Source organism: Runella zeae DSM 19591 (assembly GCF_000423565.1).
Classification (GTDB): Bacteria; Bacteroidota; Bacteroidia; order Cytophagales; family Spirosomataceae; genus Runella; species Runella zeae.
On record NZ_AUIF01000043.1, the window covers coordinates 47,047 to 61,504 of the forward strand.

At 41.4% G+C, this 14,458-nt stretch carries 9 protein-coding genes; 5 read left to right on the forward strand and 4 right to left on the reverse strand.

What is annotated here, in order from left to right:
- Positions 1 to 13 precede the first annotated feature (13 nt).
- Positions 14 to 442, reverse strand: coding sequence for an ester cyclase (locus G563_RS0113245; RefSeq protein WP_028665742.1), 429 nt, complete (start codon positions 440 to 442; stop codon positions 14 to 16).
- A gap of 314 nt (positions 443 to 756) precedes the next feature.
- On the opposite strand from G563_RS0113245, the gene G563_RS0113250 reads away from it, so the two are divergent.
- Positions 757 to 1,782, forward strand: coding sequence for a glycoside hydrolase family 43 protein (locus G563_RS0113250; RefSeq protein ID WP_028665743.1), 1,026 nt, complete (start codon positions 757 to 759; stop codon positions 1,780 to 1,782).
- Between the two features lie 163 nt (positions 1,783 to 1,945).
- Positions 1,946 to 2,332 (forward strand): thioredoxin, encoded by a 387-nt coding sequence (trxA, locus tag G563_RS34650; protein ID WP_051210959.1) that lies wholly within the window; start codon positions 1,946 to 1,948, stop codon positions 2,330 to 2,332.
- Positions 2,333 to 2,426: 94 nt separating this feature from the next.
- Here trxA and G563_RS0113265 read toward each other — a convergent pair whose 3' ends face one another.
- Positions 2,427 to 4,520 (reverse strand): tetratricopeptide repeat-containing sensor histidine kinase, encoded by a 2,094-nt coding sequence (locus tag G563_RS0113265; protein ID WP_028665744.1) that lies wholly within the window; start codon positions 4,518 to 4,520, stop codon positions 2,427 to 2,429.
- Positions 4,521 to 5,016: 496 nt separating this feature from the next.
- Between G563_RS0113265 and G563_RS0113270 the strand changes: the two genes are divergently transcribed.
- Positions 5,017 to 6,048, forward strand: a complete 1,032-nt coding sequence (locus G563_RS0113270; RefSeq protein ID WP_028665745.1) for a glycoside hydrolase family 113 — start codon at positions 5,017 to 5,019, stop codon at positions 6,046 to 6,048.
- Here G563_RS0113270 and G563_RS0113275 read toward each other — a convergent pair.
- A complete protein-coding gene (locus G563_RS0113275; RefSeq protein WP_063828407.1) occupies positions 6,028 to 8,556 on the reverse strand; it encodes a DUF5686 and carboxypeptidase-like regulatory domain-containing protein in 2,529 nt (842 codons plus the stop codon). The two genes, G563_RS0113270 and G563_RS0113275, sit on opposite strands and share 21 nt — an antisense overlap.
- 258 nt (positions 8,557 to 8,814) lie before the next feature.
- A complete protein-coding gene (locus G563_RS0113280; protein ID WP_028665747.1) occupies positions 8,815 to 9,252 on the reverse strand; it encodes a DUF2452 domain-containing protein in 438 nt (145 codons plus the stop codon).
- A gap of 566 nt (positions 9,253 to 9,818) precedes the next feature.
- Here G563_RS0113280 and porW point away from each other — a divergent pair.
- Together porW and G563_RS0113290 are read left to right on the forward strand one after the other, a co-directional pair.
- Positions 9,819 to 11,981, forward strand: a complete 2,163-nt coding sequence (gene porW, locus G563_RS0113285; RefSeq protein WP_169579755.1) for a type IX secretion system periplasmic lipoprotein PorW/SprE — start codon at positions 9,819 to 9,821, stop codon at positions 11,979 to 11,981.
- A gap of 122 nt (positions 11,982 to 12,103) precedes the next feature.
- Positions 12,104 to 14,428, forward strand: coding sequence for a penicillin-binding protein 1A (locus G563_RS0113290; RefSeq protein ID WP_028665749.1), 2,325 nt, complete (start codon positions 12,104 to 12,106; stop codon positions 14,426 to 14,428).
- The last annotated feature ends 30 nt before the right edge of the window (positions 14,429 to 14,458 follow it).

A 14,458-nucleotide genomic window follows, 5' to 3' on the forward strand; every position in this document is an offset into this window, starting at 1 on the left:
TGAAAGGGAAAGATTAAATCATGCCGAGTTGTTTCATAAGACTATACGAATCATAAGGATACCACCAGATTTCGGCGACTTTGTCGTTTTCAAAGCGGCAAATCATGTTGTATCTAAATTCACACACTTGGCCATTGGGTGGTGTGCCATTGGGAAGAGGCGCTACGAATGTGCCAGTATAAGAAAGCTCAAGCGTAACTAAGTCGTCTTCGCCATACAAATGATGAATCGTATGTACTCCATCAGGAAAAGCAACAGCCTCTGTCTGATAAAAGAAGTAACTCAGGGCTTTGTTGCCGCGCAAATCGCCCGGAACAAAATGATTGTGTCCTACAAAATCTTCGGAAACTACGTCTAAATAGGCGTCAAATTGACGTGCATCATTGCTTTCTACAATGCTACGCATGATAGCTTTGTTGCGTTCTACGTTGGCTGTCGCCATTGCGGTAAAGGATTTAGGTTTTCTTAACGATTGAGAATTTTATGTGTCCAAATGTAATCATTTATTACATGTCTTTTATAGAAAGTTTCATTAGATTATTTTTCGGTTTTTTTGATAAGTCAACTGCCTTATAATCTGCTCAGTTTGCTGTGTTAAACCATGCTTCAAAAAGTATAATTTCTGTTTGTTTATTTTATTCCTTAAGCTGCCTCATGTACTTATCTGGAAAGTAATTCTTCCTTTTTTATGTCTTTACAGCTGTAATACTTAAAGTCCATGTCGCAATTTCTTGGTAAACTAACCACCGTTCACAAATGAAAAATTTCCTTTTTCTCTTACTTATCCCCACCTTATTACAAGCCCAAACTTTCAAAAATCCCCTCCTACCCGCAGGAGCCGATCCATGGTCTTTTTACAAAGATGGTTACTATTATTATATGCATACCACTACCCGAGACCTCAACATCTGGAAAGTGAAAGATTTGTCCGAATTACCTACGGCTCAAAAAGTTACGGTATGGGTCCCTCCTGCCACCGGGCCTTATTCAAAAGAAATCTGGGCTCCTGAGCTTCACTTTCTAAGGGGGAAATGGTACATCTATTTTGCTGCTGACGATGGTCGCAACCGCAATCACCGTCTTTATGTCTTAGAAAATACCGCTGCTGACCCTACGCAAGGTACATGGACGATAAAAGGCGAACTCAAAACCCCCGAAAACAAATGGGCTATTGATGGGTCTGTTTTTGAACACAAAGGTCAGCTTTATCTTACTTGGTCGGGTTGGGAAGGAGATGAAAATGGCCGCCAAGATATTTATCTGTGCAAAATGAGCAACCCTTGGACTTGTGTAGGACCACGCGTGAGAATTTCTGACCCTCAATTTGACTGGGAACAGCACGGCTCACTCTATCGCCCAGGGCCTGATGATAAACCTATCGTTTTGGTCAACGAAGGTCCGCAATTCTTAAAAAGCCCCAATGGCAGAATCAACATTATTTTTTCAGCAAGTGGCTGTTGGACAGACTACTACGCTTTAGGAATGATTTATGCCGCTCCTGATGCAGACTTGATGAACCCCTCTTCTTGGAAAAAACACCCTACCCCTGTTTTTTGGGCCAACAATGTCAAAGGAACTCACGCAGCAGGCCACAATAGTTTTTTCAAATCTCCCGACGGAAGTCAGAATTGGATACTATACCACGCCAATAGTGAAGCAGGCCAAGGATGTGGAAAAGAACGCTCTCCTCGTATGCAACCTTTTACTTTTAGTGCCAACGGCACACCTGTATTTGGAAGCCCACTATCAACGAGCATTGAATTGTCTGTACCGCGTCGCTAGTGGCTAAAGTTTCTAACTTTGCTACCTGCATTTGACGTAGCAAAGTTAGAAAAGGCGTTTTAGAGCTACATTGATAGATTATGTGACAAAAGTTGCATTAGATGCAAAAAAAATGACCGAGATTTGTCCAAATTTTACACATACACAATAAAGATTTTTGAAGATGAAACGACATAGTCTTGCATTTGTATTGGCCTTATTGTGGGTATTAGGAGCGTGTGGTACGAAGCAAAATCAGCAAGAAAATCTTGTCAATATGACTCGACCGCAGTTTGACGCTTTATTAGATTCTGACAAACTGGTATTGGTAGATTTTTACGCAGATTGGTGTGGTCCTTGCAAAAAAATGACCCCTTATCTCGAAGAAATCAAAACCGAAATGTCGGACAAAGTCAAGCTTGTTCGTATCAATACCGACGACAACCCCGAACTAGCCCAACAGCTCAGTATTGAGGGCTTGCCAACCTTATTGTTGTTTAAAAACAAAAGTTTAGTATGGCAAAATGTAGGTTATATTCCTAAAGAAGAAGTCGTGAAGCAATTGAACTAACGGTTGTGGGCTTCTGTATTTAAGTATGGCTTAGATTTCAATGTTTTTTTGAAAAATTCTCCCAAAAAAATAATTTCTGATGCGATAGATACTATCATTGATGATTTTGGGGTAGTGGTAGCTCCACAAAAAATACAGTTCCCTGCTCTTGCTGACTTTCAAACCAAATATGACCACCGTGAGCATTTACTATCTGTTTGGAAATCGCTAATCCCAACCCAAAAGATTCTTCTCCCTCGGTACCTACCCTACCGATTTCGCCAGTTGTACTAAAGAGTTTGTTTTTTAAATCCTCCGGAATTCCAATACCTTGGTCAGTTACAGCGATTCGAGCGTTATCGCCTTCTTGGGATAATTGCACCTTAATGATAGCCTCGTATGTACTAAATTTAATGGCATTGGTGATAAGATTGCTGACCACGCGCCATATTTTTTCGCTACTTCCCAACACCACCAAATCATCCCCCTCAAATTCGATGTGCTGTTGTTTGCTATGCGCCCTAGGTTGTAGTACATCAATACAGTCTTGGAGGATTCGGCGTAGGTTGATTGGCGAAAGCTGTAGTTGTTTTTTTTGGGAATGAGTTTGTAGTAAATCATTGGTAAATGCCAAAGTATTGGAGCAAGCATTTTGTATCATTTTCAAAAACTCCATTCTTTCTTCCTTCGTTAGATTATCACTTTGTAACAACGAAATACAAGACGCAATGCTGCTGATAGGAGAGCGTAAATCATGAGCTACGATGCGCAAGAGACGGCTATTGTCTTCTTGACTTTGCTCTAAATCTCTCAATGCTTCTTGCATATGAATATTCTGATCCCCAATGAGTTGATTGAGCCGAGTGAGTTCTTTTACTTGTTTGGAAGAACGTCTGTAATTTACCCAAACCACTCCTAGAAGGAGCGCAAACATGACCGAAAACCCAGCCACCATCAGTAAAGATTGCTGTGCGATTTTGTTGTCTTTTTCCAATAAAGTCAATTGATATTGCTGATCTTTTAATTGAAAAACAGAGCCCATATCTTTGGGCTGCTTTTTGGCGTTGACACTAGCGATAGAATCCTCCAAATGTTGATAGGACTTCAAAAACTGATAGGCTCTACTACTATCTCCAAGACTATCGGCCAGCGCCCAACTTAGGCGATAGTAAGGGAGCAACGAACTCCCCACTTGCCTTTTCATATGGCGCAATTTGTCGATTCCTGCCTGTACTTGCCTCAAAGTACTATCGGCCTTAGCATACTGCTTAGATTGGAGGTAGAGTTCGGCTAGTTTGATTTCTGCCGTAAGAGCGTCGGGCATTTCGTACCCAGGACGTTTATTGATTTGAATGCTTTTTTTTAGATACAATTCGGCAAGGTCAGCATTGCCCAGCTTGCGGTATGCTCCGCCCATATTTCCATATACCACTCCTCTTGCTCTTTCAAAATAAGAAGCTTTTTCGGGAAGAAATTCCGGTTCTCGATGATCAAGAAAAGACAAACTCTTCTGATAGTAAACAAGGGCACTATCTAGCTTGCCTAGCTTTTCGAAGCACAGTGCCATCGCATTGAGCGCGTTGTAGGGAAGCATAAGTCGTTCGTTAAATCCTGAGCGACAGCGGCTGTTTTCGGTCAGAAACTCTCTGAACATGGCATTGGCTTCTTCATATTGTTCTTGTTTATAACGTACGATTCCCAAACCGTAGCTAAATGTCGAATATTTACAGGAATCTAGGTGTTTTTTTGCAAAATCTTTGCCTCGATAATAGCGGTCAAAAGCCTCGGAATAAAGATATTCATTCATTAGAGCGTCTCCTTCCGAAAAAAAAGTTTGGGCATAAAGTTCTTTATAAGGCCCATTTTCTCCTCCTAGCACCGTATACATACTATCGATGACATTTCTTAGTAAGGTAGGTGTATATTCGTGATAAAGATAGTATTCGAATTTGAAGCGATATTTTCTCCACAGGTCTTCCGGCCCAGCGTTAGGAAATCTATGGTAGGCCGAATCTAAATAGTGTATGGCTCGTTGAGGGGTTTCGGTGGTTCCCAATTCTGCCGCATGGTCAATAATTTTGGCGGAGATAGCAGGATAGTTTACCTTTTGGGTAGAATTTGTCTGACAAGAACTTAAGAAAGCTCCAAGCACCAAAAAAACAATAATGAGGGTGTGACCAGTTAATCTATCCTCCTTTAGAGCCTTCATACGTAAAGTTCGTTACGAAAATTTTTCCTTTTAAAAGCGATAGACTACTTTCCTGTATACCGTCCTCAATATACGTATACCGTATTTCTATACCTCAAAAGAAAAAAATATTCCTTCTTAGAAGGTACAAATCTAAAAGAACTTATCAAATTGACCACAAAATCGACAGTAACCTTCTAAGGATAAAAACCATGAAACGAAACTTATGGAGAATATACTTATCGAGTCAGTCATAGTGTTTCATTACTTATCAAGAAAAGAGTTTTCGGTCAATTCCCATTTTGCTTTAAACAAGGCTTCAAGTTGGGCTATTTCTTTTTCGTAGATTGTTTTTTTCGAGTCCTAAAATAAAGATACTAATCAGAAAAAATAGTATCTCGTTGGTTTGGGAGGTTGCTTCATTCCTGTATTATCATAGTTTGTAAAATGGTTTTTTGTACAAACAAAAAGCAGTAAGCTGAAAGAGCTGAAGGCTTTTGTTTTGAAAAAATAGACCATGCCTATCAGAGCCTTTTTGTTGTTTTTGATGGTACTGTCGGGATGCACTCGTACCTCACCTCCTGTGTATCAAGGCACCAAAATACGAGGTGTCAATACTGTAGCACCTTCCGAACCTATCGATTCGGCGGCGTTTGCTCCTATCAGAAATATAAATGCTGAGTGGGTCGCGGTGATTCCCTATGGTTTTTGCCGTGAGGGAGAACCGCGATTTTATTTCAATATGGAGCAACAATGGTGGGGCGAAAGCCTAAAGGGAACGGCTGAGACGATTAAGTTGGCTCATCAAAATGGCCTCAAAGTGATGCTCAAACCCCATGCTTGGGTAGGAAGAGGAACTTACACAGGTGATTTGGATTTTAAGTCAGAAGCAGAATGGCAGGCTTTCGAAAAAGATTTTGGAGCCTATATCTTAGCCAACGCGCATCTGGCAGATTCGATGAAAGTAGAGCTTTTTTGTATCGCCACCGAGATGGACAATTTTGTCCGTAAAAGAGCTTCTTTTTGGCGCTCTATCATTAAACAAACACGCCAAATATACCACGGAGACCTTACTTACGCCGACAACTGGAATCACTATCATCGCAATCCATTTTGGGCCGATTTAGATTATATCGGAGTAGATGCTTATTTTCCTCTTTCGTCCGAAAAACATCCTTCGGTGGATGCCCTCCAACAAGGTTGGAAAACCCATTTAGAAGGCTTGGAAGAATTGGCTTCTACCCTTCAAAAGCCGGTACTTTTTACCGAATTAGGCTACAGAAGTGTAGACTTTGCCACGACCAAACCTTGGGAATCTTACCAAGAAAGTCCTCAAAATCATGAGCTACAAGCAGATGCTTATCGAGCTTTTTTTCGGGAAGTGTGGGACAAACAATGGTTAGTGGGAATGTTTGCCTGGAAATGGTTTTTGCACCGCCCGCGCCGTTTTCATGGCGATAGAGATAGCTACTCGCCGCAAGACAAACCTGCCGAACAAGTACTCAAACTGGAGTTTGGAAAAGCCGACCTAGATATTAAACCAAAATGAAAACTTCACCGCAAAAGGACTAACATTGGGGTTTTGACGGTAAGTAAGTCGATGAATAGCGTCTACCCGCAACACCTTAAAAATATTATCAACGGCGTAGCCTACTTCTACATAAGGCAATCGGTCGAGGGTATTGAAGCCCAAAACAGGCCGCCCTTGTGAATCGGTCGTTGCAAGAAGTTCCATATTTTCGGGACGAGTAGTACCATAAAGTACCCGGGCATTGGCCAAAAAACGCCACTTCAAACGTCGAATGAGAGGAATGCGATTAAAAAACAAACCTTCAAAATTATGCTCATAGCGCAATTGGGCATAAGTATCACTCACAAACTCAAAGTAATTCATGAGATTGAAGGCATTTTCGACATAAAACAACGACTCATTGCCCAAAGGTGTATAAAGCATAGGGTAAGGAAGTGTAGACGGAATATAGCCTAGCGTAAGGTTATAATAAGAGCGTCCCCAGATGCCTACTCTAAAATTTTGTTTGATATTTAGCGAAAGGCGATGGTAGTTGAAATCGCTATTGAGTAATTTTTTCATCCCCATTTGATACCTAAAAATCACCAAAGGCCACCGCTGAGTACCTAAAGTAAGGCGTTCGTTTTCATTATAGATAAAAATTTCATCTTTGCCCCATCGCGTCTCAAAAAACAGCTCAGTATTCTGATAATTGCTTTGGATGGGAGAGCGCTCTCCTAAGGTAGGTGTAGTGCGATACGCAAAAGCATACATAGGATCAAAAGACCGATGTCGTAGGCCTACCGTTTGGGTAAATCCCCTAAAAAGCTCGCGTTTAAGATACGCGCTACTTACTTCTTCAAAATACCCTCTTCGATACGCGCCCCAGCGGGTCATGGCTCCAAAAAGCACATTGTTGCCGATGGCTTCCGACGAAAGTCCGATTCGCTCCAAATCATAGCTGTGGCTTACCCCGCCGATAGTCCAAGGCTTACGACTAAAAATATAATCAACACTCAGATTGTATTTCCATTTTTGGTCGAGGGTTCCGTAGGCAGCATAGCCACTCACTACCCATTTTCTACTGAAATCAGGATTGGTTTTGGCACCGATTCTGATCCGACTGCCTTCGATAGCATTGTTGGAATACAAATAAAGAAAGGGTCCAACGTCAATGTTTACTTTAGGAATGCGTTTATAGCCATTGACCACCATGTTGATGACCTCCATATAAGTACGCACCACCGGGACTTGCTTTACAGAGTCTATGAGCTGATAGGCCGTTTTTTCGCCTACACTTAGGGGCTCATGTCGCACTTTGTCCCAATAATCCTTGTCATATTCGCGGTAGTTTTCCGATAGTTCAATGGGATAATCATAAAACTTAGGAGGATGCGGCTTGTTGGTTACAATATTGCGATTTGAAGTATAAAACTTAATCAGCATTCCTGCCGTGGAGTCGGTGAGTTCGGCTACGTCAATCAGCACTCTAGACTTGACGGGCATCCAAGTGCTATCTCCTATTTCTTCGTATTCTTGTTGAATCTTGATACGCTCTACAAAATTAATGTTGGCATTTTTGCCCACCGACGCATCTACCTGAACCAGTGCATGAGAAAGGGTATCAATCCAAATCGACCCACTAAAAGCCAAATCTTGCGCTCGTTTGGGTTCATAATCCACCTGATAGCACCAGTAGCCTCCCACAAAAACGGTATCGATAAGGTAATATTCATAGGTAGACTTCCATCCATCAGCAATAGGCGAATGAAAATCTTTCTCGACAATGCTTAACCAGTTTTGGTAAAAATTATACTGTTGAAAAGACGACCCAATCAATTGAGATATCAAACTTCCATCGGTCACGGCAATACCCGTCACTTTGGTTTTAAGGATTTGTTCTTTCTTTTTGCGGGGATTTTCGCGGTAGTAGTAATTGGAAATAGATTCTGACAAATAAATCGGAATGATGGGCCTACCATCTTCCCCTGCTATTTTCTGAAACTTGTCTACCGCACCAGTGATTTGACGCATAGATTTACGCTTTCGAAGTCGGGCAGAAATATTGTCCACATCTACTTCAATTTTATTATAACTCTCATATTCGTAGGCTCCCAATCTGGATGGATTGTGTTGAGGTTTGGTTTTGACCACACGCCTCAGGATATTATAAGCGGGATTTTCGCCGGCGTAAATTTTGACCTCTTGGAGCTTGATTTCGGACGACTCGAGTTGAAAATGAATGACTTGAGAGAGCGAATCTTTTTTAATAGCTTTGGCTCGTATTCGGTAAGACATAGAGGAAGCAACGAGCGAATCTCCGATTTGGGTTGTTTTGAGAATATAAAATCCTTCAAAATTGGTAGTAACACCAGCCGTTTTTCCCTTAATAGCAACCGCTGCAAAGGGTACAGGGTCGCCAGTTTGAGCATCCGTAACACGCCCTGAAATGGTGTAGGATGTTTGGGAAAAAACCTTAAAGGTTCCAAACAAAATAAATAAAAACAAAAGGCAAGCTTGTCGAAAGAGCGGTAAATGTCTAATCACGGGTGGGGGCTTTGATTCATGGCAAGTAACAAACGACCGATGAAGATAAAAAAGTTTGTTTGAAAATAATAATTTTTTTGAGGGGTTTTATTCTTAATACGCACTTTAGAGATACGAGTGTTGCAATATTCTTAGTTTTTCAAAAAAAATATCCTCTCGTGACAACACAGAGAGGACGTCGATTTTCTTAAAAAATGGGGAGCATTTATCAACCACAACTTACCTAAAGCATTTCAGGAGTACCGCACAAAGAAGAGCTTAGGTATTTGATTCGTTATATTCTACGTGCCAAGTGTGATCGGCTAGCATCGTAACTTTGGCGATGTAGCGACTAAACTTGTACGAACGTCCCCATTCGTGAGGAGCTACCATCGACAACACATCTTTACCATCTTCTTTTTCGTAGACATAATAGGTCTCGTTGAGAACTGGTTCGAAGTTCATTTGAGCCGCATAAATACGCTCCGATATATCTACTCGCTGACGCAAATCTTTGGCCTGCTGCGCCAAGATCGCCATTTGTTGGTAAATCTGGTTGAGTTGCCTTTCGGTTTGTTGACGCATCGCCAACACCGCTTTTCCTTTTACCTTACCCATATCTTCGGGTTTAATGACTGCTCCACCCACGGAGTGGGCATAAGCCATTAGACCTGGGTTTTCGGCTACATGATCGGGGTTGATAGGATTTTCTATCATTGGATTGGTTGGTTGGTAGTTCGTTTGGTTCAACAATACAAAATTAAAGATTGTTTTAACATACATAGATAAAGAGCTAACAATGAAGCCATAAATAATAAAAAATAATCCTTTATTAAATTTTAAAATAGATTTTTTATTTAATTAAAATCAAAAAAACAGATAAATAATTTACATATATAAACATATCGCCAAACGTCTATCATTTCTAAAACATGATGACTACTCAGCAATATGCTCCGCGCGGGCGACCCGTAGGCGGTAAGCCATGAGCTTTTTATTAAAAATGGTTTTGCATCATCAACGAGTCTACGCTAGAATTTCCTAATGCTTAAAGCTAAGTAGCGAGAAGAGGATTCTTTTTGAGAATCTGTGGTTTTTATCCAAAATTTCCCCACAAATCTATGTTTGGCATTATGCTTGTATAATTTTAGTTCAGCAAAAACGTTATTTTTACGACATATTTAAGCCTATTTTTGGGCAAATGCCTGAAAGCGAGTCGATTAATGCAAATCAATAAACACCTAAGCTCTTTATCTCTACTCTCAATCCTTTTTTTGTTAGGGATGTCGAGTTTATTTATTGGCTGTTCGCAATACAGCACGGGACGAGTGAGCGTAGGGTATCATAATCTTACGGCCAAATTCAACGCCTACGTTATTGCAAGAGACAAGATGCGCGAAGCAGAACTTGCAATGCGACGCAATCACAAAGACAATTACAATCTCATCCTTCCTATCTTTCCTCCGCTTGATTCGGTCGAAGCCCAGCCCGTCAATGATTTGTTGGTAGATGTTATCAAGAAGGCGTCGTTAATACCTGACCGTCACCAAAATAGTCGTTGGGTAGACAATGCACTCATTCAAATTGGCAAAGCTAGATTGTATAAAGGACAGTTTACCGACGGCATCGAAACCCTCAGGTATGTCAATGCCAAAGGAAGAGATGAAGAAGACAAACACGAAGGGCTGATTTGGCTCATGCGGGCTTATACAGAAACAAAAGATTACAACAGCGCTCTTAGCGTATCAGAGTATCTACGCACTCAGCCACTCAACGACAAAAACACGAGCCATTTTTATCTAGTAAAAGCTTATTTGCACCAACAAAGAGAAGAATATCCGCTTGCTTTGGCTATCTTGGAAGAGACATTTCCGCTGCTTCCTAAAAGTGAAGAGACGGCTCGTATTCATTTTGCGGCTGGACAAATGTACGATTTGCTCAACAAACCCCAAGCCGCCAATGTGCACTATAAAGCGGTAGGCAAAAATCGTCCTTCCTACGATTTGAGCTTTTTTGCAAACATGAACGCGCTCCAAAATCAAGCGGTACTTGACCCAAATATATCGACCGAAGGAGGTTTTAAAAGACTACTAAACGACCGTAAAACAAGCGACTTAAGAGATAGATTGTATTATTCGATGGGGGTCATTGAGACCAGAAAAAAAAACTACCCTAAAGCGATTGGCTATTTTGAGGAATCGATACGACAGACTACCGTCAATACCACGCAGGTGCCTTACACCTATTTAGAAATGGCGAAGTTGTATTATGAGCATTTACAAGATTATGAATTAGCTAAGGCTTATTTTGATAGCTCATTGACGTTGCTACCGCCAAACTCCCCACAATTCTTGAAAATCAAAGAACGTAAGGAAGTATTGGATGAGTTTGTAAAACAAATCACCACGATTCGTACCGAAGATAGTCTTCAACGGTTGTCGCAACTCAATCCTGCGGCGCTAGATAAGTTTTTGGATGGAGTCATAGAAGATGAAATCGAAGCCCAAGAACGGAAAATCAAAGAAGCCGAAAAATTAGTAGCCCAAGCCCAAGCACGAAGCACCAATATGCAGCCTTTTGCGGGAGACCCTACCGAACGCTTTGTGCTGTATGATATGGTGGTAGCCAATCAAGGAAAAGTAGAGTTTCGACAAAAATGGGGCACTCGAAAGCTAGAAGATGATTGGCGAAGAAGTTCGAAAGTGTCTAATCTAGTGACTCAAACCGACAATATAACGCCTGTAGCACCGCAAAGTCAAAGCGTAAATAGCATTGCGATGGGCGATAATATGGCAAAATTGACGAAAGGTTCGCCTGAGTGGAAAGCCAAAAAAGATGCTCTGTATCGCAACATTCCACTTCGTAAACAAGAATTAGATGCTTCGAACCAACGCATAGAAGATGCTTATTATAAATTAGGAAAAATTTATAAGTTTAGTTTGGAAGAACCCCAAAACGCCGTTAAGACGTTTGAACAAACATTAACTCGCTTTCCAAATTCTAATTATAAACCTGAGCTTTATTATTTGCTCTATCTTACTACCAAAACCAACCCCGAAAGTTGGAAAGAAAGGCTTTTGAAAGAATTCCCTAATTCTTCTTATACTCGCTTATTAACAAAAGCCAATGGTGCAACCACTGCCTCAGGCAATATAGAGCTAGAAGCCTTAAAAGATTACGAGAAGATATTGACCCTATACCAAAACGCCAACTATTCGGAGGCTTATGCTCAGCTCGAAATGGCAATCGTAACCTACGCCGGCAGCAAAATTGAAGATAAATACGCCTTGCTCCGAATTTACTTACTTGGAAAACTCCAAGGACGTGAAGCATACCTAAAAGCACTCAATAGTTTTATCAAAGATTATCCCACTAGCCCATTGTTGCCACGTGTGAGAGAAATCCTCGAATCACAACAATCTACCTCTGTCAAGAAAAATGACTAGGGAAAATGTGAACTTAGCCATTATTCTAGTGTAAAATTTTTATTATTGCATTTGTATCGATTTTAGGTAGATTTTATGAAAAACTAACTCATAAAGTTTATTGAATCAAGTTAAACATAACTATGACTTTTTTGAGAGGAAAATACCGCAAACTTATTATCCGTTTTTGGATACTTGCAAGCCTTTTTATCGGCGGTATTGTATTTTACATAACGGCAGTTTATTTCAACTTCTTCTGGTTGTTTGGGGGAATGCCCGATTTGAAAGCAATCGAAAACCCACAGAGTCAGGTGGCGTCGGAGATTATTTCGGCTGATGGCCAAACGTTATCAAAATATTTTATAGAAAATCGTACTCCGATTGAGTTTGACCAACTTTCGCCCAATGTCATCAAAGCGCTCATTGCCACTGAAGATGCCCGCTTTGTAAGACACTCTGGTATCGACCCCCGTTCCATGTTTCGGGTGTTGAAAGGCGTCGCCTCTAGTGAGCAAAGTACCACTGGTGGGGGAAGTACCATCACGCAGCAATTAGCCAAAAACTTGTTTCAGACGCGTAGCGAAAAGTACAAAGGTACTTTGGGAGATTTGCCCATTATCAAAACTGTAATTGCCAAAACCAAAGAATGGATATTGTCCGTAAGGCTGGAGCGTAACTACACGAAGCAGGAAATCATGATGATGTACCTCAATACAGTTTCGTTTGGAAACAATGCCGACGGTATCAAGACTGCCTCTAAAACTTATTTCAAAAAAGAACCTTGGAACTTGGATTTGCCCGAAGCGGCTTTGCTTGTTGGGATGCTTCAAAACCCTTCACGTTATAATCCACGCATTTTTAAAGAAAGGGCTCTTGAGCGTCGCAATGTGGTACTAGGTCAAATGATGAAGTACGGTTTTTTGACTCAAGAAGAATTTTTGAGAACAAAAGTGAAGCCGTTAGCTCTCAATTTCAATATTGAAAACCACAATACAGGGCCTGCCCCCTATTTTAGAGAAACGCTCCGGGATTGGATGAAAGAATGGTTGGCGGCTTACAACAAAGAAAATGGTACCGATTATGACCTTTATACCGATGGGCTGAGGATTTATACCACTATCGATTCGCGTATGCAAAACTACGCTGAGCAAGCTGCCGAAGAGCATATGAAAGACCAACAAACCAAGTTTTTTAACCATTTTAAAGCCCTTAAAATGGATCCTTGGGTAGTAAAAGGCAAAGGTGGAGGCTATGCCCCCGACCCTGGTTTTGAAAGAAGAGCCGTCAGACGCAGCTGGCGATACCGCGAATTGAAAAGGATGTATGGGGATGATGAAACCAAGATTTGGACCGAACTCCGCAGACCTATTAAGATGAAGGTATTTTCGTGGAGAGGAGAGCGTGATACTATCATGAGTCCGTTGGATTCGATTAAATATTACAACAAGTTCCTGAGAATAGGAATGGTATCAATGGATCCTCGCAATGGCGACGTAAAAGCGTGGGTGGGAGGAATTAATTTTAAACACTTTAAGTACGACCAAGTAAAACAAGGCAAACGTCAGCCGGGCTCTACTTTTAAGCCTTTTGTATACTGCTCGGCTATTGACCTCAACTTTGTCACCCCTTGTGACCCTATCGTTGACCGACAAGTTTGTATTGGAGATTGGTGTCCCAAAAACTCAACGGGTAGCTATTCAGGGCAGCCGCTTACGCTGCGACAAGCGCTGGCTAAGTCTGTAAACTCAATCAGTGTGCACCTCATGAAACTCGTAAGACCCAAAGCGGTAGTAGAGTATGCACACAAGCTAGGAATTACGAGTACGATCCCCGAAGAAGTGACGATTTGCTTAGGTACACCTAATGTATCGGTTTTTGAGATGGTAAACTCTTACTGTACATTTGTCAATAGTGGCAAACATGTTGATCCACGTTTTGTGACTCGAATTACTTTGAAAGATGGACGAGTGTTGGCAGACTTTCCACCTAATGAAAAAGAAGTGATTAGCCCAAGTATTGCCTATCAAATGTTGTTTATCATGCGAGGTGCTGTAGAAGACCCTTGGGGTACAGCCCAACGCCTACGTACCCAATATAAACTAGCCGACAACAACGACATCGCAGCCAAAACGGGTACAACCTCTGACTATACCGACGGATGGTTTATGGGAATGACCCCTAACCTCGTAACAGGCGTATGGGTAGGTGGTGAAGACAACCACGTCCACTTTACCAACATGGCGTATGGACAGGGGGCGCGTATCGCCATGCCTGCTTGGGGGCTGTATATGCAAAAAGTATATGGTGATCCAGATTTGGCCGGCAATGAACGTTCACCTTATCGCCGCGACCGTTTTATTAAGCCTGATGGTATGGAAGCCAATATTGGCTGTGGTGGCGTAAAAATTGATACTATCAATACTTATTTACGACCTAAAGTCACCGACGACGAAAGTATATTATTCTAAAAAATCCTTTATTTTGAGGGCAAGCAATCC

Excerpts from the sequence above, each read along its gene's own strand:
- G563_RS0113245 (WP_028665742.1), bottom strand. The coding sequence starts at position 442 with ATGGCGACAGCCAACGTAGAACGCAACAAAGCTATCATGCGTAGCATT.
- G563_RS0113250 (WP_028665743.1), top strand. The coding sequence starts at position 757 with ATGAAAAATTTCCTTTTTCTCTTACTTATCCCCACCTTATTACAAGCC.
- trxA (WP_051210959.1), top strand. The coding sequence starts at position 1,946 with ATGAAACGACATAGTCTTGCATTTGTATTGGCCTTATTGTGGGTATTA.
- G563_RS0113265 (WP_028665744.1), bottom strand. The coding sequence starts at position 4,520 with ATGAAGGCTCTAAAGGAGGATAGATTAACTGGTCACACCCTCATTATT.
- G563_RS0113270 (WP_028665745.1), top strand. The coding sequence starts at position 5,017 with ATGCCTATCAGAGCCTTTTTGTTGTTTTTGATGGTACTGTCGGGATGC.
- G563_RS0113280 (WP_028665747.1), bottom strand. The coding sequence starts at position 9,252 with ATGATAGAAAATCCTATCAACCCCGATCATGTAGCCGAAAACCCAGGT.
- porW (WP_169579755.1), top strand. The coding sequence starts at position 9,819 with ATGTCGAGTTTATTTATTGGCTGTTCGCAATACAGCACGGGACGAGTG.
- G563_RS0113290 (WP_028665749.1), top strand. The coding sequence starts at position 12,104 with ATGACTTTTTTGAGAGGAAAATACCGCAAACTTATTATCCGTTTTTGG.